A 21902-nucleotide genomic window follows, 5' to 3' on the forward strand; every position below is an offset into this window, starting at 1 on the left:
CAGCATGAGACGGGTCATCACTTCTTTCCCGGCTTCTTCGGATTCAGTTTGGGCGCCTGGCGCGCTTCCCCGCCATCTTCCCCTTCGGAGTCCAGCCCTGCAAGGGCCGCACTCGCCTCGATCAGCGCATCCGTCAGGACCAGACGGGCCTTGCGGATATCCACCAGCGGCAGAACCGCCTCGGTTCCATCATCCAGCCGGATGATGGCATTGCCGTCCCGCGAACCCATAACGGTGCCCGAGAAACGGCGACGGCCATTGAGCGGAACATCCAGCTCGGCCTTTGCCAGATGGCCGGCGAATCGTTCCCAGTCCTTGGCGCGCGTCAGCGGCCGGTCGATCCCAGCGGACGAGACCTCCAGCATCCACGCACCGGGGATCGGATCATCAACGTCCAGAATGGCACCCACGGCGTGGCTGATCTGTTCGCAGTCTTCCACCGAGATCAGGGAGCCGTTCGCACGGTCCGCCATGATCTGGATCGTCGGGGTATCACGTCCCAGCACGGACAGACGCACGAGCTCATAGCCCAGATCGGCGAGCGTCGGCGTAATCCGCTCCGCAATGCGGGCTTCCAGCCCCGTGAGATGGGGCAGTTCGATGTCGGAAGAGGCGTTCTGCTGAGACAAGACAAAAAAGGCGGCCCGTCAGGGCCACCCCCCAAATGAGCGGAAGATGAATGGAATATGCCCTATGTAAGTCACCTCCCCACCAGACGCAAGAGGAACGCAAATCCCTTTGATCCCGAAGCTCTTATTCATTGGGCGAGTCGAAAGATTTGTTTACATTCCCATGCCGCGAAAGCCCTTGTCTTTGGACGCCGTCGGGAGTGAGATGGTTTCGAAATGACTGTCCAGCCAGAGCCCCGTCCAGAACCGCGCCCGCAGCCCCTGCCATCCGAACCCGCGTCCAGAGGCAGGGCGCTGTGGGGCGGAGGCGGGCTGATCGCGGCCCTGACGGTCGGGGCCGGTGCCTTTTTCTATACCCACAACACGACCACACCACCTGCCCCGGCAATTGCCCCCCCGGCCCAGAACACTCCGGCCGTCCCCGCCGCGCAGACCGCCGCCGTCCAACTGTCCATGCTCTCCCCCGCAAAAGCCCCTTCCGCCCTTGCCAAAAGCGGCTTCAGCCCTGCCGACCGCGCCCGCATCCTCGCGGCGGTCAAGGACGGCAAGATGCGCCTGGTGGAAATGCCGGTGCTGGATGCTTCCGGCGCCGTGGGACAGACGATCGATGTCACGGTCTCGGGCCTGACACAGCGCGTCGTCCTGACGGGCAAGTTCCAGCATCTGGTCATCCCCATTGTCGAAGCCGGACAGATCCTCATCGCTCCCGTCAGCATGCCTCATGCACCGGCCCTGACCATTGGCGCACTGACGGCACTTGGTCCGCAGGCCCTGCCCGCCCTGACGACGCTTGACCAGCGCGTCCTGCTCAACGTGATCGTCCAGTAAGGAACCGCCCCGGTGTTCAAGTCCCTCGTTCCCATGCTCAACCGGGCCATGCCGCTGATGATGGCGGCCTTCCTCATTCTGGCAGTGATTCAGGTCGCGGTCATGCTACACCTGTCGCTGAACGGGCTGTGGGCCGCCATCGAATGGGGACGGCGTTTCTATCTTCCGCTGGCAGGCATCAGCGCCCTTCTGGCAGTCACGGGACTGGCGTATGAAACGTCAGCCGAAAAACTGGCGCGTCGCGGACTGCGCCGCAGGAAAGGTCTCATCATGGATGTTCTCAGCCGTCTGACAAACCGCGGAGCCCTTGAAGAGCTCATGGCCCGCGAACAGCGCGAAACTGTCATTGACGCCGACGAACTGGCCGCCTCGCTGCGCGCGCGCGTCATCGGACAGGATCAGGTCTGCGAAGACATCGCCCAGCAGATGCGCCGCCGCCTAGCGCTTCAGGTCCGCGGCAAACCCGTCGGCATCTTCCTGCTCGCCGGTCCTCCGGGCACCGGCAAGACCTATCTGGCCAAGCAGATGGCCAAGCAGATGGAACGCCCGCTGCTCCATTTCGACATGACGCAGATGTCCAGCGCCCACGCCGCGACGCAGCTTTTCGGCTCTCCGAAGGGTTATGTGGGGTCCGACACGTTCGGCAAACTGACCGGTGGCCTCAAGGATAAGCCGGACGCCGTGGTCCTGCTCGACGAAATCGAGAAGGCCCATCCGGACGTCTTCAAGAAGTTCCTCACGGCCTGGAACGATGGCCACGTCACGGAAGCCTCCACGGGTGAGCAGGTCTCCACGACCCGCGCGATCTTCATGCTAACATCCAATGTCGCCACCGAAGCCCTGACGGAAATCGCAGACCGCCTCGCCAACGAGCCCGAAAAAATGCGCGCCGAGTCGGTCGAAGCCCTGCGCAAGTCCGGCTTCGCTCCCGAGGTCCTGAACCGTCTGGACCGCATCTTCATCTTCCGTCCCCTGCGCGGACTGGACCTCGCCCGCGTTGCGGCTCTCGAAATCGAAGCCATGATCGAAGGCTACGGCCTGCATGTCGAAACCGGTGGCATCGATGCCGGCGTCCTGTTCCAGGTCATGATCAAGCAGAAGAACCTCGGCACCGGCGCCAGCGCGCGTGACCTTGTCCGCTCCATCGAGGACATGGTCAGCGAAAGCCTCATCGTCGCCCGTCAGCAGGGCGCCAAGCGCGTCCGTCTCGTCACGCAGGAGGACGGCACCGTTATCACCGAGATCGCAAACGATACCGAAACCCAGCTCGGCCGGATGAGCCACTGACCCATGACGGCATTCGGACGGCTCTGGCGGCGCGCGCCCCTGTGGCGCACAAGCGTGATCGTAACGGTAGGCGCCCTTGGCATGGCCGCCTTCTATCCCACTCCGGCGCTCAAGAAAGCCATGCCGTGGCTTCCAGGGCACCTACCCGGTGCAGCACCGTCAGCCGGACAACAGGCCGACCAGACTGCCGCAGGCCCCGGCGGCGCGCCCGGAGCAGGCGACCAGATTGGCGTCCCTGATCCCGGCATCGCGCAGCATGGAAGCATCATGATCGCCGGCCGCACTCTGCCGCTTCCGGCCGGTGACTGGCACCCGATCCTGACCGCCAGGAGCGGCGCGCATGGTGAACTGTCCCAGCAGATCCTGGCCCGCACCGATCGCGGTGTTGTCTCCGGCGTCATCGTCGTGCGTGCCACGCAGCAGCCCGTCCCGGCCGAACTCGCCGAACAGCTCGAAACGCCATGCCATGATGACCGCGACTATGCGGCCCATATTTCCGAACAGCCTGGTGTTTCGCAGGAATGCAGCTACACCAGCAATGCCGTCCTCGAAAACCAGAGCGTCAGCACCGATCCGTTCATCACGGCCGCATTTTCCCGGATGCGCACGCTCGGCTTCCCGATCCCGAGCCTGATGATCAATGTCGGCTGGTATCATGCAGCCGTGGCCGGCAAGAACACTGCCCATATCGAAACGGTGGAAACCCTCGTCGCCCCGATCGAACATGGCTCACGCCAGTTGCTCGCCCCGCCGCAATACTGGAACAAGGCTTCGGTTCATAAGAACCCGGACGCCGCCCAGTTTATCGACACTCTGGACCGCTGGATGATCGGCTGGTCCCGCGTCCTGCGTCAGGGATTTGACGGCACGCTGGACACGGCAACGCTCGTCCCGCCCCTGATCAACGATCCGTCTGCTCCCCGTCCAGCCTAAACCGGGCCGGGCACCCTGTTCAGTGGTGCCCGGTTCCTGAAAATCCGCGACCCAGCCGCCGCTCTGCCATCCGCGCCAACCGCACAAACGGCAGTCCAAGCAGCAGATAGGCCAGGCCGACCATGATCCCCGTTCCGAAATAATCGTAATAGGTGGAGGACAGCCGCACATAGGTCTGGCTGAGCTCCGTCAGCGTAATGACGGAGACCAGCGAACTGTCCTTGAGCAACGAAATAAAGTCGTTGGTCATAACCGGCACGACGGTGCGGAACGCCTGCGGCACAATCACGACACGCAGCGCCTGCCAGTGCGTCATGTTCAGCGCAATCGCCGCTTCCATCTGCCCGCGCGGCACGGAGAGCAGACCGGCGCGGTAGTTCTCCGCTTCATAGGCCGCGTAATTCAGGCCCAGCGACAGCACACCCGCCATGAACGGCGACAGACGGATGCCGAAAGCCGGCAGTCCATAGAAAATGAACAGCACCTGGATCAGCAGCGGCGTTCCGCGCACGACTTCGACATACACGCCCGCCACGAAACGCAGCGGCGCCGCGCCGTAATGCCGGGACAGCGCCAGCAGAAGCCCGAGTGCCACGGCCAGAACCATAGCCAGCGCCGACACCGCCAGCGTCATGAGCGCCGCCTGCCCGATCAGCGGCAGGAAACTCACATAACGCCGGACCAGAACATGCCAACCGCTGCCAGTCGTGTTCGCCATGGCCTGCCGGTAATGGTCCCATTCCGTTGGCGCGATGTCCGGCTGGCTGTTATCGCCCGTGTAGTTCGCCATCAGAGGCGTCCACAGGTTCCAGCGCGCCAGAATACGGTGCAGCGTCCCGTCCTGAATGATCTCGCCCAGCGCCGCATCCACCTGATCGCGCAACGTGCGGTTCTCAGGCGAAAACGCGATCCCGTATTCCATGCTGCCGATCGGCTCGCCTACGAGCTTCATGTCCGGGGAAATGCTGCCGTAATACAGCGCAATCGGCGCATCGAGCAGGATCGCATCCAGACGCCCGTTCCGCAGATCCGAGAACGCATTCGTCTCTTCTTCATAGGATCGCACGTTCGAGCCACCCTGCCGGCGCAGCATCCGCTCGGCCGTGGTGTCCTTGATCGTCCCGACAGTATGGCCCTTGAGGGCGTCCATCGTATCCAGACCGTTCTGGTCGTGCCGGACGATGATCCGCTCGCTCGTCACATAATACGGACGCGAGAACAGGACGGCCGCCTTGTGCTCCGGCGTCATCTCGATGCCGTCCAGCACCATCCCGTACAACCCGCGGGACAGGCCGGGGATCAGGCCGTCCCAGTCATTCTGGATGAATTTCGCCTTCCGGTGCATCCGTGCGGCGATCTCATTGACCAGTTCGTACTCGAAGCCGGTCATTTGGGATTCATGGGCAGGATCGTGGAAGACGTAAGGCACATTCGCCTCACCATCCGATGCCCAGAGCAGCTCCTGTGATACCGCAGGTGCATCCGCCAGCGCGACGGAAACGGGGCTGACGGCAAGCGCCAGCAGGAGTGCGAAAAGTTTTTTCATCACAGCAGCGTCCGCAGGAACCGGCGTGTCCGTCCCTCCTGGGGGTTGGCGAACATCAGGTCCGGATCACCGCTCTCGACGATTTCCCCGCCCTCGACAAACAGAACACGGTCCGAGGCCGCGCGCGCAAAACGCATGTCATGCGTCACGACTAACTGCGTCATGCCCTCGTCATCCAGCGCCCGCATGACGGACAGCACTTCCTCGGAAAGTTCAGGGTCCAGCGCCGAGGTCGGCTCGTCGTACAGCATCACGGACGGCTTCATCGCCAGAGCGCGCGCAATGGCCGCGCGCTGCTTCTGACCGCCCGAAAGACTGTCCGGATACCGGTCCTTCACACCTGCAAGCCCGACCTTCGCCAGAAGTTCGCAGGCGATGGACTGCGCTTCGTCGCGCGACATCTTCTTGACCTGGATCGGCGCCATCATGACGTTGTCCAGCACCGTGCGATGGGGGAACAGATTAAAGGCCTGAAACACCATACCGACATGCGACCGCAGCTTATGGGCTTCGGCTTCGTTGGCGCGGCTCCAGTGCTTTCCCGTACACGCGACCGTCACATCCTCGATCCGGACAGAGCCCGCATCCGGATGTTCCAGAAAATTGAGGCAGCGCAGGAACGTGGACTTGCCACATCCCGAAGGCCCGATCATCGAGATCAGTTCTCCGCGCTCCACGTCGAGCGACAGGCCCTTCAGAACCTCGTTCCCACCAAAGGACTTGGCGATACCACTCGCCTGCAGCACCAGATCAGCCAGTTCCGGAAACCCTCGAAAAAAGAGATGCACGATCACATGACCGCGCAGCCCTCATAACGGACCTGCGCCAGTGTATCGAGACCTTAATACAGTGCGCGACATAATTCATACGATCATCATATTCGCCGCACCGCACCCGCGGCCCTTGCGAAGCACGTCCGCAGGGTCTCTAAAACAGAAAGACACACACCGGGACAGAGCCGAACCCGCGCATGAGACCCTTTGATGACCAGCCCGTCTGACTTCCCCACGCCCCCTGCTCCCGGACGCCTGCTCGACGTCGAGGACGTCACGGTGTTCCGCGGAGACCGGCTGGTGCTCGATGGCGTATCGCTGACGCTGGATGCCGGGGATGCCATGATCCTGACGGGGCCGAACGGGGCCGGGAAATCCACCCTTCTGCGCACGATTTCGGGTCTGCGCCGTCCCGATTCAGGGGAAGTCATCCGCTATGGCGACCTGGCCTGGCTCGGCCATCAGGATGCGCTCAAGCCCGGACTGACGCTGGCACAGAACCTGACTCTGGCTGAAAAGCTTGGCACGAACAGCCTGCCCGACGCACTTGAGGCCCTGGACCTCACCCATCTGATAGACCTTCCAGCGCGCCTCCTCTCCTCCGGGCAGAAGCGCCGCGCCGCCTTTGCCCGCGTCATGCTCTCGGGGGCCCCGCTCTGGCTGCTTGACGAACCGACGGTCGGGCTGGATGTCGCCAGTATCGAACGTCTCGGCGCCGTCATGGCGGCCCATCGCGCCAATGGGGGGGCCATGATCGTCACGACGCATGTCCCGCTTCCCCTCGACAACACCCGTTCGCACGAGCTGCCCTCGCTCGCACATGTAGAGTCCTTCTGGCTGTCATGACCGCTTTTCTTGCCCTGATCGACCGTGACCTCCGTCTGGCCTTCCGCTTCGGCGCCGACACGCTGGCCTCGCTGCTGTTTTTCATCCTATGCGGCAGCCTGTTCCCGCTGGCGCTCGGGCCGTCGCCGGATCTGCTGCGGCACATGGGACCGGGTATCATCTGGGTCTGTGCCCTGCTCGCCTGCCTGCTCCCGCTGGACCGGTTGTTCGGAGCAGAACTCGAAGACGGCTCCCTCGACCTGCTGATGCTGACCGGCCCGGCCCCGGCCGCTGTAGCCTTTGCCAAGATGGCGGCCCACTGGCTGACGACCGGCCTGCCGCTGCTGATCGCCAGTATCCCGCTCGGCATCATGCTCGGCGTCAAAGGCTCGGAACTTCCGCTCCTGCTGCTCGGCCTTGCGATGGGCACGATGTCCCTCTCGCTCCTCGGTGGCATGGCGGCTTCGATCGTGCTTGGCGCGCGGCGGGGTGGCGTGCTGCTGCCGCTTCTGGTCCTGCCACTCGCAACGCCGGTGCTGATCTTTGGCGCAGCCTCCTCCTATGCCGGACAGCTTGCAACATCGCCTGCCGCCAGTCTGGATCTGCTGGGAGCGTGCCTCTTCGCCTGCCTGCCGCTCTGCCCCCTCGCCGCCGGACAGGGCCTGAAAGCCGCCGTGGGCTGAAGGCCGTGTCATACCTTAACAGGATGTCATCCGCGGGCCTTTGACGACATGACGCCTTTGTGAAACGACTGGACCATATTCGTTTCACATCGAGATCATCACCATGCCCCAACGCCCGTCGCTCAGAAGCTCCCTTTTGTCCTGCGCAGCCCTGATGGGGCTGGGTTTCGGCATTGCTCAGGCCGAGCCGGGCTATCTGCGTGAACCCTCGATTTCCGGCCAGACCGTCCTGTTCAATGCCGAGCAGTCCGTGTGGAGCGTCCCCCTCGCTGGCGGTCAGGCCCAGCGTCTGACGACCGTGCCGCAGGGTGCAAACGCCATTGATCCGCACCCCGTCATTTCCCCGGATGGCACCCAGATCGCGTTTGCCGCCAATTTCGACGGTCCGACCGAAATCTATGTCATGCCCCGCAGCGGCGGCACGCCCCGGCGCCTGACTTTCGAGAACGTCGCCCGCCTGAAGATCATCGGCTGGGACGCCCATGCCGGCATCCTCTACGCCGCCCCCGCCGCCACGGGACCCTATTACACCCAGACCGTCACCGCCATTGATCCAAAGACCAGCGCAAAGCACGTCTTCCCGCTCTCCGGCGTCAATGATGCCGCCCTCAGCCCGGACGGACGCTGGCTCTATGCCGTCCGCTTCGGCCTCGCCACGACCGGCGATCACATGCGCGCCTATCGCGGCGGCGCACTGTCCCAGCTCTGGCGCTTCGACCTTCAGAACGGCAAGGAAGCCGAGCGCATCGGCACGCATGACGCCAACCTCATTCGCCCGATGCCTTGGCGCGACCGACTGATCGTCATTTCCGACGAGAACGGCCGCTACAATCTGTGGAGCCTCGCCACGGATGGCACGGACGCAAAGCAGCTTACCCATTTCACGGATTACAGCGTCCTCGAAGCCTCCATTTCCGGCGACCATATCGTGATGCGCAAAGGCGCTGACCTGTTCGATTTCAATCTGGCGAGCGGCGAGACCACCCCCATCAAAGTGGACCTGACCTCCGACAACCTGCCCCGCAGCCCGTACTGGCTGGAAAAGCCCACACGCTTCCTGACCGCATCGGCCATTTCTCCCAAGGGTGAAACCGCGGCCTTTACCATGCGCGGCCATGTCGTCGTCGCAGGGGCTTCGCCGCGCCGCGTCGTTGTCCTCGCCACCCCTGACAATGTGCGCCTGCGTCTCGCCCAGATTACGCCGGACGGCAAATCCGTTATCGCCTTCAGCGACGTCAACGGTGATTCCGCCCTGTGGCGCTTTGCAGCAGACGGCAGCGGCAAAGGCGAGGCCATCAGCCAGCCGTCACCGACTGAACCCGTGATCCTCTCGCTTTCGCCAGACGGAAAATACGCCGCCCATACCGATCTTCTGGGCCGGCTGTGGCTGACGGATCTGTCCACGAAGGCCGACAAGCTCGTCGATAACGCCACACAGGACGGCACCAACGTCTTTGACTCCCTGTCATGGTCCTCGGACGGCCATGTTCTGGCTTTCGTGCGCACCCGTGGTGCGAACCTGCGTCGTCAGATCGCGCTCTACGTCCCCGCCACCGGCCAGACGAACTGGGTCACGGACGGGCGCTACGAATCCTGATACGCCGAGCTTCTCGCCAGACGGGAAATGGCTGTGGTTCCTTTCGGACCGCACCTTCTCACTGTCCAATGGTTCGCCCTGGGGTGACCGCAATATCGGCCCGGCCTTCCCGAAACGGACCGGTATTTATGCCCTGGCCCTTCAGGCTGGCGAACGCTTCCCGTTCCAGCCTGCCACCGAGCTGGACCCGGCGGACAAGAAGCCTGACGCCGACAAAAAGGATGCCAAGAAGAAGGATATAGACAAAAAGAAGCCCCTTTCCGCCATCGAATGGGCCGGTCTTGCAACACGTCTGTATCAGGCGCCCGTCCCGGCCGGGGACTATAGTGGCCTCGGCGTCTCTGACGACTATCTGTTCACCATCGACAGCTCCGGTTCAGGCGATGGTCCGGGCGATCTGAAGTCGATCCATATCGACAATAACGAACACAAGATCGAAACCTACGCCGCCAAGATTTCGGATTTCGACATCACGCCCGACGGCAAGACCCTGCTGACCATCAGCCGTAAGGGCAAGAACGCCCCCGACCTGCTCCTGACACCTGCGGGTGAAAAGCAGCCCAAGGAACTGGCCGGCAAGAAGATCGAACTCGACCATCTGCGCCTGCGGATCGATCCCGGACAGGAGTGGTCGGACGAATTCGTGGATGCCTGGCGTCTGCACCGCGATCATTACTATGACCGCGATCTGCACGGCGTGGACTGGAAAGCCGTGCGCGCCCATTTCGCGCCCTTCGTGGACCGCCTCGGGGACCGCGCGGATCTCGACGATCTGCTCGGACAGATGGTGGCGGAAATCGGCGCCATGCACTCGCAGCTCCACGCGCCCACGACCGTCGATCAGCCCGCGTCCAGCCTCATCGCAGGTCTTGGCGCGCATCTGACGCATGAAGACAATGGCTTCCGCATCGACCATATCTATCAGGGCGACCGCGATCTCCCGGACCAGCAGTCCCCGCTGGCGGCTCCGGGCGTGGATGCCCGTGACGGAGACCTTATTGTTGCCGTCAACGGACAGCCCACGGCCGGACAGCCCGATCTGGGTTCGCTCCTTGCCGATCAGGCCGGAAAGCAGGTTCTCCTGACGCTCTCGCGCGCAGGAAAGGAGCACAAGGTCATCGTAACCCCTGTTCCTTATATGAAGGAGCGTGACCTGCGTGCGCGCGACTGGGAAGTCGGCCGTGCGGATGTCGTCGATCGCGCCAGCCACGGACGCATCGGCTATCTGCATCTGCAGTCCATGGTCGGGGACGACATGGAAGCCTTCGCCCGCGAGTTCTATGCCAATATCGACAAGGACGGCCTGATCGTGGACGTCCGTGGCAATACGGGCGGCAATATTGACAGCTGGGTCCTGACGCAGCTCATGCGTCGCCCGTGGATGTTCTGGGGCCGCTACGGCAATGCGCCTTCGGTGGACATGCAGCAGTCCTTCCAGGGCCGTCTGATCGTCCTGTCCGATGAGATGACCTATTCGGACGGCGAGACTTTCTCCCAAGGCATCAAATCCCTGCATATCGCGCCGCTGCTTGGTGAGCGTACGGCAGGTGCCGGCGTCTGGCTGTCTGACGGGGATCGTCTGATCGACAACGGCAATGCCCGCACGGCCGAGAACCCGTATTTCGACCTGAACGGACACTGGCTGGTCGAGAACAAGGGCGTCTCTCCGGACATCGAAGTCGAGAACATGCCGGTCGCCACCTTCAACGGGCAGGACCAGCAGCTCGACGCCGCCATCGCCTGGCTCCGCAAGGACATGGCCGACCATCCGCGCATGGACCTCAAGCCGGAGGCCTTTCCGGTGCAGCAGCCTGCTGCCCCTCGCTAATTCTGAAAGGTTCTGATAGATCGGCAGAGTGCTGATCCATCAGGATACGAAGACATGCGAGCTGTTAAAGAGGTCACCAGATCTGTCGATGACCCAACAAAATCAGGTCAAACCCGATGATGGAATTTTCGTTAGCGGTTCTGGCTGCGGTTTCAGTTCTTTTATTTGTATATATTATATTTAATCATAGAAATATTTTTATTTGCAAAAATATATTAAGGAATGTAATTCTCTTATTATTTATAATTCTTCTATTTATAATCATATTTTATGCTTTTTATATAATTTACCTGCTCATTTTCATAATCCAATAGAACATAATCAAATAACGGCACATTCTATGGATCAGGATTCAGAGCATCCGGTCCATGATGCTGTCCTTGCGACCATAGCGATGAAGCAGCGCGGCGATCACATGCCCGGCGATCAGCACCCCCAGAACCCATGACGAGAACTGGTGCAGTACATTCACCAGCGGCACGAAAACCGGTGCTTTGTGCGCCAGGGGCGGCAGATTGACGACCCACATCATCGGGATCGGCAGGCCGTGAACCGAACTCCGTACCCATCCCGTCAGTGGCACGACCAGCATCATCGCATACAACCCGAAATGCCCGACCTGAACCGCCAGACGCTCCTCTTCAGGGATCTCCGCCGACATGGCGGGGGGACGATGCGTCGCGCGCCAGACAAGGCGCAGGACCGTGAGGACGATGATGAACGGTCCGATCTCCTTGTGGATCAGCAGCAGGAGCGCCTTCTGCGGCGTCGCCGCATGCGGCATGATCCGCCCCACATAAAATCCGAGAAGCCACAGCGGAATGATGATCGCCGCCATGCTCCAGTGAAACATCCTGGCCACAAGGGAATAACGCTGGAACGGCGGAAGGGTCTTGTCCATGAAACGGCAGCACTCCGGAAGAACGGTTCCGCTTTCTATAACCCGTTCCCTGGCCCGAACACACGTTGCGCCGAGTTACGGATTTTCAAGCGTGAACAGGACGGCTAGGACAGCCTGTACGCCCTCACAGGAATACCCGACCGCCATGCTGACACTGCTGTACACGCGCATTACCGAACTCGCCGCGTCTCCGCGCGCCGTCTGGTGGCTGGTCATTGTCGCGATGGCGGAGGCCTCGGTCTTTCCGCTGCCAGTGGACCTGATGCTCGTGCCCATGTTGCTCGCCAACCGCGAACGGGCCTGGTTTCTGGCGTTCGTGTGTACGCTGGCCAGCGTCGCGGGCGGCCTGATCGGCTGGGTCCTTGGCGCTTTCCTCATGGAGCATATCGGCATGCCGATCGCGCATTTCTATCATGCCGATCAGCGCATCCTGAACCTTGAGGCCATGTTCCGCCATTACGGCGTGTGGATCATTCTCGCCAAGGGCCTGACCCCGCTCCCCTACAAATTCGTCACGCTGGCCGCCGGGGCCGCCCATTTCTCCCTGCTGCCCTTCATCGCCGCCAGCATCGTCACCCGTGGCGCCCGCTTTTTCCTTGAAGCCGCCCTGCTCCGCACGTTCGGCGAACCCATCCGCGATTTCATCGAGAAGCGCCTGGCCCTGGTCCTTCTGGGCGCCCTCCTCCTGATCGCAGGCGGCATCGCCCTGATCGAATTCCTCTGAGAGGCCAGCACATAAAAAAGCCCGGCGTAAGTGCCGGACTTTTTTATGCAATCAGGTCGAAGCACTCAGTTCAGTGCCATCCGCTCATGCGCCATGGCCTGTTCTTCCCCAAAGGACGGCCATTCGGAGCGTGTCAGCGCCTTCAGCGACGGCGAAGGCAGACCCATGCGATGTGCATAAAGCCAGGTATAGGTCAGGGCACGGTGGACATAATCGCGCGTCTCACTACTGGGGAGCGTTTCCATGAAGAACAGCGGATCATGCATATCCGCTTTCTGCGCGCCTTCCCAACGCGCAATCGCGCCCGGTCCGGCATTATAGGACGCCAGAACCCGAACCAGATCTCCGCCTTCGGGTGGGGCAACCGTTGCAATTCGGCTCGACTGGTTCGCCAGATACAGCACGTAAAGCTGCCCGATCTCCAGATTGGAGGACGGATTGTGCAGCCGACTGACCATATCCGGTGCAACCGGAATCACTGCCACACCATGCGCGTCATAGGTCATGTGCGACGTGGTCACGAAGCTGGCCGTGACGGGACGGATCTGCATCAGACCATGCGCGCCCGCACCTGACGTCGCCGACGGGTCGAAATTGGATTCAACCCGCGTCAGGGCATAGACCAGCGCCGGGTTCATCCGAAAGCCATGGCTGGGCTTCAGGGATGGCAGGGGAAGCGGCGATGGCTTCGTCACCTGTGCTTCCTGATGCATGATGAGAGAGGCGAGTTGTTCGGACAGATCCTCATAACCCGCCGCCTGAGCCACGAGCTGTAGCGAACGCGACTGTGCACTATCTGCCGCAACATCCATCCACATGCGCCGGATCAGGTTCTCGGCCCGCATCCGCTCACCGACCTGCAGCAGCGCAAAGAGCTGACGGCCCTGCGGAAGGGCGCTCACAGCCTCGACATCGATTTCCGCAAGAACGGGCACTGGGTCATGCAGCGTGACTTCCACGCCCCCGTCCGGCAGACGCGCATGACCGTGCCGTCCAAGCTCGAGCGTCTGGGATGCCAGAATGCCGTAGAATGTCTCGTGATGAATGGCAGCGCGATGCAGCCACTTCACATAGCCCGTCATGTCATGACGCCGACCTTCGGCACGCGCCGCCCAGAAGGCAGCCGCAGCACGGACCTCAACCACCGTAACAGGAGCATTCGCCGCAGACTGGAACAGATCATAGGCCGCTTCGATATGGCCCTCGCGCCAGGCCGCAAGCCCGGCCACGTAAGCTGGCAGCCCGACCTGGCTGTTGCCACGGCCAAACCCCGCGCTGCCCTGCCGCAGAGCCAGAAGGGTCTCCCCCTGTGACAGCAGGCCCAGCGCGACCTCACCGTAAAGCTGGGCCGCATAAGGCGCTGTCATTCCTGGCGTGATGTCCACAAGATGCAGCGCACTTTCCGCGCCGCGCACACCTGTCAGCACCCGCTCCTGAACTGTCCGGTCCAGCAGCGGATTGCGTGCAAAGGCATGCATCAGCGGATCGGCCGGTGCAGACGTTCCCTTCACATCATCGGCCCGCGCATCGGGTGCGAGCGGGCGAATGAAGGATTGCGGCTGAACGGTCCCGGGAAGCGCAATCTTCAAAAGCAGCGCCTGAATATTCGCAGCATCAGGCTGCGAAGCATAATCATGAAGCCATTCGCGGAGCTGTTCTGCTGCCGGATGGGCACCCGGCGCCAGATAACGCTCGGCCAGCACATCCGGCAGCAGGACATGATCCGTCACCAGACGCATCTGGTCCTGAACGATACGGGCATTGCCTTCCCGCTGGGCCTGGAAGATCAGCCGGTAGCGGCTGGCCATGGCCGCAGTAAGCGGATGGGGCAGCGAGACGATGCCATCGCCACCAAGGGCGGGACGGGCTTCGGCAAAAGCAGTTTCATCCCCCACCCGCTCCGGCTGGGGAGGGAGGTTTCGTGTGCTTTCCGCACGCGCCGGCGACAGCGAGCCACCGGCCAGAATCAGCACACTGACGAGCAGAGCCCGTGCGGTACTGCCTGAAATGAAAGGGGGTATCCTTCGCATAGCAGCGGGTTGCTACCCGCTTTGCCTGCTGTTGGCAAGAACTTGTTAAGTTCCCCACATCCTTGGACTGGGCAATGATATAACCCAACCCCAAAACAATCCAGTGGCAAACACCTGTCTTCGCGCGTTTTTTTACGTTTTCCCGAAGTTTTTTAACGCCAAGATTTGTACCCGTCCGGTCCTCATTCTCCCGGATACAGTTTCTCCATCAAAATCAGGAGATCCTGCCAGGCATTCCGCCGTGCAGCCGCACTTGCCCGCAGTTGAAGCGGATGCCGCATCGGCAGAAGCGGCACCGGAGTCGCAAGACTGGGAACCGGAACCTCGGTCCACTTCCCCCGCAGCCGTCCGACAGCCGCATCGGGCCCCAGCAGCATCTTGAGCGGCGTGACTCCCATCGTTACCAGATAGCGCGGTCGACACAGGGCAATTGTCCGCAGCAGCAGCGGATGACAGGCCTGCATCTCCGCATCACTCGGCGTGCGCCCACCTGGAGGACGCCATGGCAGGGCTGGCGCCATCGAAATCTGCTCCCGGTCCATCCCGACCGAACGCAGCATCTTTTCCAGCAGCGTGCCCGCTTCCCCTGCAAAAAGCGTCCCCGAGCGGTCTTCATCCGCGTCCGGAGCCTCACCGATCAGCATGAAAGGCGCGTTCTCCACAAAAACCGGCTCCAGCCGATGCGTCGCGGTCCGGGCCAGAAACAGATCGTCAGGTGCCGCGGTCAGTCGCATCAGCGTCGGAAGATCAGGCGCTTCCTCCACCGCACGCAGACTGGCCGCCGCTGTTGGCGTTCCTCCCATTCTCGCCACGGCCGGACGCCCGGCATCGTGCCCCGTAGACACATCCTGCGCACTCTCCATGCGTGGAGGCAACTGCGGCGGCGCCTCGGAAAGGCGGTCCACCGGCAGCTCGCACAGAGCCTCGTCGGCTCCCCATTCATACTGTAGCTGGAGCGCGGCCAGCAGTTCGGCCCGGCTCACGACTGGCTGGGGCGTCATGGTCTATCCGTTCTGGTTGCCTCCCGCCCCTCCACCGCAGGTCCCCGAAAGGGATGCCAGTTGGCGTGAGGGACCAAGAGGGCTAGAGTTTCGTCCATTATGCAGATCACACGCGGCTGGCCCAGATCATTCGAGGATTTTTCCCGTCCGCTCCGTCTGGCGCTTCCCGCTCTTGCGCTGGGCAGTTGCCTGACGGGAGCCGCGATGGCCGCCGTTCCGCCTGCCCTGCTGCCAGCCGTCAATCCGGAACATTCCCTGACCGGCTGGATGATGGCCGCCACCGTCATGATGGAGCGCGGCGACATCACGGCCGCCAACCTAGCCCTCTCCCACGCTCTGCCGCTCGCCCCGCACAATCTTCGGTTGCAGCAGGACGCATTGCGTTACGCTGCCATGGCCGGTCAGCAGACCGAAGCCGTCAAACTTGCCAACGCACTCCCGGACCACGACTCCGGCAGCGACATCGGCACGCTCATTCTCGCGCAGGACGCCTTCTCCCGGCAGGACTGGGCCGAAATGCGCCGCATTCTGAACCGCAACCCCCATCATGGCCCCCTCGTCGCGATCTCGGCCCCCGCTCTCATGGCCTGGAGCCTCGCGGCCGAAGGGCATACCGACAAGGCCCTGAACCTGCTGGCACAGGCCGCCGCCCAGCCCGCGACCCGCAGACTCTATCTTCTGCACGCCGCCATGGTCGCCGAGCGCCTCCCCACGCCCCAGCTCGCGGGACAGCTCTATCACCGCACGGGAAACGCGTCCGGCGACCCACTGACGCTCCAGATCCTGTACGCGCAGCTCTATGGCGGCTGGCTTGAGCGACACGGCCACCACAAGGAGGCCAGTGACACCATCGCGGCTCTTGGCGTGACGTCCCCGCTGGCATCCCTCGTCATCGGCCCGCTCCAGCAGGCGCTACCGCACTTTAAAGCGCCCACGCCCGCTCTCGGGGGCGCCATCCTTAACCTCCAGATCGCCCTGATGGTCACCGACGCCATCCAGCAGGACGGCATCCCCCGGGACCCGGCCATCATCGCCCTGCAACAGGCCATTTTTCTTGACCCCGGCCTGACAATCGCGCGCATCTTCCTGGCCGACACCTTTCGCGAAGCCAACCAGATCGATAGCGGCCTCAAGGAACTGGACGGCATCACGGCCTCCGATCCCCTCGCTGCCCTGGCCGCGCAGGAACGGATCAACCTCGCCCTGCGCTCAGGCGATCTGGAGCGAGAAGCCGACGCCCTGCACCGCGCCCTGACCCTGCGCCCGGACAATCCCGAATTCCTGATTCAGCTCGCCGAGGTCGAAGACCAGCGCGGCAGACATGCCGAGGCCATCGACCTCTATACCCGCGCGCTCAAGGCCTCCCCACCCCGCAAGGAAGTCCTGTGGCCCATCCTGCTGGGCCGTGCGATGGCTGCGGAAGAGAGCGGCAACTGGGCGATGGTACAGGATGACATGAAGCATGCGCTCGAGCTTGCTCCGGATCAGCCTGAAGTTCTCAATTTCGTCGGCTATGCCAATATCGAGCATGATGCCGATCAGGCGAACGCCCTTGCCATGCTCAAAAAGGCCGTCGATCTCCAGCCCGCTGATGCCTCCATTCAGGACAGCTACGCCTGGGCCCTGCTGAAATACTGCGCAGACCTCAAGACCGCACTGCCCATCCTCGTGCAGGCCGCCGAACATGCTCCTACCGATGCCGAGATCGGCTACCATCTTGGCGTTGCCTACTGGTATCTCGGACGGCATACCGAAGCACAGGACCAGTGGAACCAGGCTCTCGATGACAGTCCCCAGCCGCAGGATCGCGCCCTTCTGATGCAGGCGCTCCAGAACGGCGGCCCCCATCTCGCAGCTTTCGAACAGAAACAATGACCTTTTCAGAGACGATGCCCAGCACTGCTCCCACACAGACCACGGCACAGGCCACAGCCCACGCCAAGATCAATCTGTTCCTGCACATCACCGGCCGCCGTGACGATGGCTACCATCTGCTCGACAGCCTCGCCGTCTTCGCAGGCGCAGCCGACCGCGTCACGCTGGCCGGCCCCAGCGACACGATGTCGCTTACGATCAACGGACCATTCGGACAGGGTCTGGAAGCAGACGACCAGAACCTCGTTCTCCGCGCCGCACGCGCTCTTCAGGCCCAGGCCGGCACTTCAGCCAACGGCCTGACAGAAAACTTCCGGCTGGAACTGGAGAAAAACCTTCCCGTCTCTTCCGGGATCGGCGGCGGTTCAGCCGACGCTGCTGCGACACTGCGCCTGCTGGCCCGGGAATGGAATGTCGATCAGGCGACACTTTTCCCGATTGCCGAAAAGCTAGGTGCCGATGTTCCCGTCTGCGTCGCCCAGCGCGCAACCCGCATGCAGGGTATCGGCGAAATCCTCGCCCCCGCTCCGATCCTGCCTGACGCCGGCCTTCTGCTGGTCAATCCCGGCGTCGGGGTCTCGACCCCGGACGTCTTCCGGGCCTTTGCCGCAGGCGGGGGCATCGTCGAACGTCCCGAAGCGTTTCTCCCGGAACGCTGGACCACCGCGCAGGACATGGTCGCCGATCTGAACGCCACCACGAACGATCTCCAGGCTCCGGCGTTATCCCAGTGCCCCGTGATCGGCACAGTCCTAGCTTCGATCGCAAGCCTGCCCGATTGTCTGCTCAGTCGCATGAGCGGTTCCGGCGCCACGTGCTTCGGGATCTTCCCGAACCCGGAAAGCGCCGTTGACGCTGCCCGTATCCTGAACGACCAGAGCGCACGTCTGGGTTGGTGGACATGGGCGGGCGGTTTCTACCACACTGGAACTTCCACCTGGTCACAATGAAACGCCGCAGGGAGTCAAACACCATGGCAGCTCCACGCATGCAGGTCACACGCGCAGAAGACGGAAAGACAGTTGCCCTGACCTTTCTCGAAGGCAGTGGCGTCTCGGGCAGCATTTCGCTTGATGAAGCCCAGCTGTCCCAGCTGATCACCAGTCTTGGCCTGGCCCATGCCAGCCTCGTCGAAAAGCGCCCGCCTCCGCCGATTGAGGGCGCACGCTTCACCCCCGTCTATACGACGAACTGGGCCCTGCAGATCGACGCCCTGACCGAAGGCTCCATGCTGGCCTTCCAGCATCCGGCCTATGGACCAGTCGGCGTTGTGTTCGGCCCGCAGGATGTCGAACAGATCATTGGCGGTCTGCAGAAACAGCGCACCATGATCCGCTCCAATCCCCACGACGCCAGCCAGCCAAGCTGACGGAGCTTCACTGTTCCATCAGAACAGCTCAACGTCTCCCGGTTCGATACAGGGCCGGGAGGCCTGAGCCAGCAGACGCTCACGCACCTCCCCCAGTACCAGTCGCTCCACGATACTCCGCCCGATCTGCACATCTTTCAGGCTGTTTTCGAGACTTAATCCCTCGCAGCACTGCACAAGCTGCCCAAGGACCTGCGTGATTCTGTCGAAATCCTGAAGCTCTGATACGCTCTCAGCCGGCAATGCCTCCAGACAGGCCGTCTCCAGCCGGCGCAGATCCTGAAGACTCACAGCAAGCTGCGTGCCCATTCCGTCCAGAACCTGACGCAAAGAAACAGTGTCTGACCCATCATGCACTGCAGATAGGCCCGAAAACGGCTTCAATGCGGGATTTGAGCGAGCTGGCCGTGAACGGCTTGGCAAGGAAATTATTCACCCCTTCCGCGATTGCCTGCTGCACCAGATCCTTGCTGGCCTGTCCGGTCAGCATGATGAAACCCGTTTTTGCAGTACGCGGATTGCTCCTGACCGCCTTGAGCAGTTCAAGCCCGTCCATATCCGGCATGTTGAAATCGGAAATGATCAGATGCACCGAGTTGCTCTTGAGATGCTCCAGAGCCTCGACCCCGTTCCGGACCCCGGCAATCTGGGCAAAGCCAATCTGAACAAGCGTATTCCGCAGGATCGAGCGAATGGATGTCTGATCATCGACAAGAAGGACAGACATGGAAGATGCGGAAATCATGGATACGTCTCCAGAGAACGGCGTTCACAACGATTGAGAATGGCCTGGCCAATGGCGGAAAGGGGAAGCTGCGTCTCGACCGCACCTAGTTCGAACGCAGCGCGTGGCATGCCGTAGATGACCGAACTGGCCCGGTCCTGACCGATCGTGGACGCACCGGCATGCCGCATGGCCAGAAGCCCCTGCGCACCATCACATTCCATTCCGGTCAGGATCACTCCCACAGCATTTTTTCCGACCACCTTGGCCAGAGAATAAAACAGTTCGTCCACCGAGGGCCGATGGCCATTGACAGGCGGCCCGGCAATCAGCTGGCAGACATACTCCCCGCGCCGGACACCTGCCCTGACACGCAGATGTCGTTCTCCGCCTGATGCGACATAAACCGTACCCGGCTTCAGAACATCCCCGTCTTCGGCCAGCCTGACTTCGGGCTTTACGATCCGGTTCAGGCGACGGGCAAAACTCTCCGAGAACTGTTTGGGCATATGTTGCACAATGACCGTCGCCGGACAGTCTTCGGGGAAATGCTCGAGCACCTCCGTCAGGGCCTCCACCCCTCCGGTCGACGCCCCAATCCCGACAACCACACCCGTTTTCGGAGCAGCGATCGTCTTATCCGCCGGGCTTACTGTTGATACCGGAGGCAGCGTTTTCGTCTCTGCAGCCCGGACGATCGCATCTCCCAGCCCCGCAAACGGATCCGTCCCACCCTCAGGCGCCACTTTAGAATACCATTCGGCCGCTCCCATCCGGAGCGCCTGCTCCACCAACCCCTTGTGGCTGGCCAGATGACCCGACACCATCACTACCGGCATCGGACGCAGCCTCATGATCTTCTCAAGAAACTGCAACCCGTTCATAGACGGCATTTCGAAATCGAGCGTGAGCACATCCGGGTTCAGCCGTACGATGAGATCCCGCGCCTCAAAAGGCGTACTGGCCGTTCCCACGACCTTGATCCTGCCGTCGCGCTTGAGTGCAGCCGTAATCAGGGCTCGTGTGGTCAGCGAGTCATCAACAACAACGACAGTAAAAGGCGTCATTTCGCTCAAGACACAGCCTCCCCGAACGAGGCCTTGCGATAGGCATTGTAACCGATGCTTTCCAGCCCGAACCGCTCGGGATGCGCGATACGCTCTGAATGCCCCAGATAAAGCTCTCCGCCCGGGAAAATCCGTTCGGCAAGATTGCGCCAGAGTCTGTCCTGCGTTTCGCGATCGAAATAGATTGCGACGTTCCGACAGAAAATGGCATGGAAACGGGAGGAAAACGGCCAGGGCTCAACCAGATTGAGCCGTCGGAAACGGATCATGTTCCGAAGCTTTTCAGACATGACGACCCGGTCGCCCTCAAGCCGACAGAATGCCTGCCCTCCTTCCTCAAACAGAGCCTCGGCTTCTCCAGAAGCATACTGACCCGCTCTGGCCTGATTCAGAATATCGGCATCAATATCCGTCGCCAGAATCTTTGCCCGTAGATCTGGAATGATGGACAGACATTTCATGACGGTCATGGCGATCGAATAAGCTTCTTCCCCACTCGAACACGCTGCCGACCAGATCCTGAGTTCTTCGCCACGTTCAATACGACGATAGAATTTCTGACGAAGCAGACGCTCTAGATACGCAAAATGATGTTTTTCGCGATAAAAACTGGTGACATTTGTCGTCAGTGCCGAAACCAGATGCTGACGCTCGTCAACGCCCGCATCACTCACCAGAAAAGCACAATACGCGTCAAAAGAGCCAAATCCCTCCTGTCGGACCCGACGGGAAATCCGTGAGTAAACCAGGCTCTTTTTCTTTTCTGACAGGGCAATTCCGGCGTAGCTCTTCGCAATTCCTACAATGATCTGGAAGTTTTTGTCTGAAATCGCATCTGCCTCCGGTGCGCTGATCACCGTCACTGCAGGCTTCCTTCAAACAGCGAAGAGACGTTTACGGAAAAAATCATGCGCTCGCCCAGAGACTGTATTCCGTTTGAAAAGTATTTCAGATTATCACTGGACAGTTCTGGCAGAGATTTGAACTCTGCCTCATCGACATCGGAGATATCCGTTACATTCGTAACTGAAAATCCGATAATCTTGCTTTCGTTTTTCAGAAAGATAATGGCTTTCTTCTCACGCGTCTCTTCAGAAACCCCCATCATCTGTGCCATGTCCACCAGTGGAATTACTGCCCCCCGGACATTGACCACGCCTTCGACAAATGGCGGCGCTGCAGGGAAAGGCGTCGCCTTCGCCCATTCCTTGATTTCTTTCACGGCAGAAATCTGAACGGAAAATTCCTGATCACCCAAAGAAAAAACCAGAGCCTTTTCCAT

The 21902-nt window shown here is 61.5% G+C and carries 22 protein-coding genes; 11 read left to right on the top strand and 11 right to left on the bottom strand.

Annotated elements, in window-relative coordinates; translation table 11 throughout:
• Positions 1-17 precede the first annotated feature (17 nt).
• The gene (rimP, locus tag ACJ2A4_RS05420) at positions 18-629 is read right to left on the bottom strand and encodes a ribosome maturation factor RimP (protein ID WP_408873921.1); all 612 of its coding nucleotides are present in this window, start codon (positions 627-629) and stop codon (positions 18-20) included.
• Between the two features lie 216 nt (positions 630-845).
• Here rimP and ACJ2A4_RS05425 point away from each other — a divergent pair, with 216 nt between their 5' ends.
• From ACJ2A4_RS05425 to ACJ2A4_RS05435, 3 genes are read left to right on the top strand one after another with little or no spacing between them, the layout of a single operon-like run.
• On the top strand, positions 846-1457 hold the full coding sequence (locus ACJ2A4_RS05425; RefSeq protein ID WP_408873922.1) for a hypothetical protein: 612 nt from the start codon (positions 846-848) through the stop codon (positions 1455-1457).
• A gap of 33 nt (positions 1458-1490) precedes the next feature.
• The gene (locus tag ACJ2A4_RS05430; protein WP_408874107.1) at positions 1491-2744 is read left to right on the top strand and encodes an AAA family ATPase; all 1254 of its coding nucleotides are present in this window, start codon (positions 1491-1493) and stop codon (positions 2742-2744) included.
• Between the two features lie 3 nt (positions 2745-2747).
• On the top strand, positions 2748-3677 hold the full coding sequence (locus ACJ2A4_RS05435; protein WP_408873923.1) for a hypothetical protein: 930 nt from the start codon (positions 2748-2750) through the stop codon (positions 3675-3677).
• A gap of 19 nt (positions 3678-3696) precedes the next feature.
• Here ACJ2A4_RS05435 and ACJ2A4_RS05440 read toward each other — a convergent pair whose 3' ends face one another.
• Positions 3697-5223, bottom strand: coding sequence for an ABC transporter substrate-binding protein/permease (locus tag ACJ2A4_RS05440; protein ID WP_408873924.1), 1527 nt, complete (start codon positions 5221-5223; stop codon positions 3697-3699).
• Positions 5223-6017, bottom strand: a complete 795-nt coding sequence (locus ACJ2A4_RS05445) for an amino acid ABC transporter ATP-binding protein (RefSeq protein WP_408873925.1) — start codon at positions 6015-6017, stop codon at positions 5223-5225. Before ACJ2A4_RS05445 ends, ACJ2A4_RS05440 begins: the two co-directional genes overlap by 1 nt.
• 189 nt (positions 6018-6206) lie before the next feature.
• On the opposite strand from ACJ2A4_RS05445, the gene ccmA reads away from it, so the two are divergent.
• From ccmA to ACJ2A4_RS05465, 4 genes are all read left to right on the top strand, one after another.
• Positions 6207-6842, top strand: a complete 636-nt coding sequence (ccmA, locus tag ACJ2A4_RS05450) for a heme ABC exporter ATP-binding protein CcmA (RefSeq protein WP_408873926.1) — start codon at positions 6207-6209, stop codon at positions 6840-6842.
• Entirely contained in the window at positions 6839-7504 is a 666-nt protein-coding gene (gene ccmB / locus ACJ2A4_RS05455; RefSeq protein WP_011253095.1) for a heme exporter protein CcmB, read from the top strand. The genes ccmA and ccmB overlap by 4 nt, the downstream gene beginning before the upstream one ends.
• Positions 7505-7607: 103 nt before the next feature.
• Positions 7608-9101 carry a hypothetical protein gene (locus tag ACJ2A4_RS05460; RefSeq protein ID WP_408873927.1) on the top strand — a complete coding sequence of 498 codons (1494 nt, stop codon included), beginning with the start codon at positions 7608-7610 and terminating at the stop codon, positions 9099-9101.
• A complete protein-coding gene (locus ACJ2A4_RS05465; RefSeq protein WP_408873928.1) occupies positions 8989-10929 on the top strand; it encodes a S41 family peptidase in 1941 nt (646 codons plus the stop codon). Before ACJ2A4_RS05460 ends, ACJ2A4_RS05465 begins: the two co-directional genes overlap by 113 nt.
• A 352-nt stretch (positions 10930-11281) precedes the next feature.
• Here ACJ2A4_RS05465 and ACJ2A4_RS05470 read toward each other — a convergent pair whose 3' ends face one another.
• On the bottom strand, positions 11282-11830 hold the full coding sequence (locus ACJ2A4_RS05470) for a cytochrome b (RefSeq protein WP_408873929.1): 549 nt from the start codon (positions 11828-11830) through the stop codon (positions 11282-11284).
• 145 nt (positions 11831-11975) lie between these two features.
• Between ACJ2A4_RS05470 and ACJ2A4_RS05475 the strand changes: the two genes are divergently transcribed.
• On the top strand, positions 11976-12554 hold the full coding sequence (locus tag ACJ2A4_RS05475) for a YqaA family protein (protein WP_408873930.1): 579 nt from the start codon (positions 11976-11978) through the stop codon (positions 12552-12554).
• Positions 12555-12619: 65 nt separating this feature from the next.
• On the opposite strand, the gene ACJ2A4_RS05480 is transcribed toward ACJ2A4_RS05475, so the two are convergent.
• Positions 12620-14584 carry a transglycosylase SLT domain-containing protein gene (locus ACJ2A4_RS05480; protein WP_408873931.1) on the bottom strand — a complete coding sequence of 655 codons (1965 nt, stop codon included), beginning with the start codon at positions 14582-14584 and terminating at the stop codon, positions 12620-12622.
• Between the two features lie 182 nt (positions 14585-14766).
• Positions 14767-15585: a uracil-DNA glycosylase gene (locus ACJ2A4_RS05485; protein WP_408873932.1), complete on the bottom strand. Its 819-nt coding sequence runs from the start codon at positions 15583-15585 to the stop codon at positions 14767-14769.
• A 99-nt stretch (positions 15586-15684) separates the two neighbouring features.
• On the opposite strand from ACJ2A4_RS05485, the gene ACJ2A4_RS05490 reads away from it, so the two are divergent.
• Genes ACJ2A4_RS05490 through ACJ2A4_RS05500 form a run of 3 tightly spaced genes read left to right on the top strand, consistent with a single transcriptional unit; the run spans position 15685 to position 18829 of the window.
• A complete protein-coding gene (locus ACJ2A4_RS05490; RefSeq protein WP_408873933.1) occupies positions 15685-17460 on the top strand; it encodes a tetratricopeptide repeat protein in 1776 nt (591 codons plus the stop codon).
• Between the two features lie 14 nt (positions 17461-17474).
• Complete coding sequence (locus ACJ2A4_RS05495; protein ID WP_408873934.1) at positions 17475-18410, top strand: 4-(cytidine 5'-diphospho)-2-C-methyl-D-erythritol kinase; 936 nt, start codon at positions 17475-17477, stop codon at positions 18408-18410.
• 38 nt (positions 18411-18448) lie between these two features.
• Positions 18449-18829 (top strand): hypothetical protein, encoded by a 381-nt coding sequence (locus tag ACJ2A4_RS05500; protein WP_408874108.1) that lies wholly within the window; start codon positions 18449-18451, stop codon positions 18827-18829.
• An 18-nt stretch (positions 18830-18847) separates the two neighbouring features.
• Here ACJ2A4_RS05500 and ACJ2A4_RS05505 read toward each other — a convergent pair whose 3' ends face one another.
• The 5 genes from ACJ2A4_RS05505 to ACJ2A4_RS05525 are packed head-to-tail and all read right to left on the bottom strand — an operon-like array spanning position 18848 to position 21902.
• Entirely contained in the window at positions 18848-19159 is a 312-nt protein-coding gene (locus tag ACJ2A4_RS05505) for a hypothetical protein (RefSeq protein WP_408873935.1), read from the bottom strand.
• 19 nt (positions 19160-19178) lie between these two features.
• Positions 19179-19574, bottom strand: coding sequence for a response regulator (locus tag ACJ2A4_RS05510; protein WP_408873936.1), 396 nt, complete (start codon positions 19572-19574; stop codon positions 19179-19181).
• A complete protein-coding gene (locus tag ACJ2A4_RS05515; RefSeq protein WP_408874109.1) occupies positions 19571-20620 on the bottom strand; it encodes a chemotaxis response regulator protein-glutamate methylesterase in 1050 nt (349 codons plus the stop codon). The genes ACJ2A4_RS05510 and ACJ2A4_RS05515 overlap by 4 nt, the downstream gene beginning before the upstream one ends.
• A gap of 5 nt (positions 20621-20625) precedes the next feature.
• Positions 20626-21483: a CheR family methyltransferase gene (locus ACJ2A4_RS05520; protein WP_408873937.1), complete on the bottom strand. Its 858-nt coding sequence runs from the start codon at positions 21481-21483 to the stop codon at positions 20626-20628.
• Positions 21480-21902, bottom strand: a complete 423-nt coding sequence (locus ACJ2A4_RS05525) for a chemotaxis protein CheW (protein ID WP_408873938.1) — start codon at positions 21900-21902, stop codon at positions 21480-21482. The genes ACJ2A4_RS05520 and ACJ2A4_RS05525 overlap by 4 nt, the downstream gene beginning before the upstream one ends.

Source organism: Gluconobacter roseus (assembly GCF_046058915.1).
GTDB lineage: Bacteria > Pseudomonadota > Alphaproteobacteria > Acetobacterales > Acetobacteraceae > Gluconobacter > Gluconobacter roseus_A.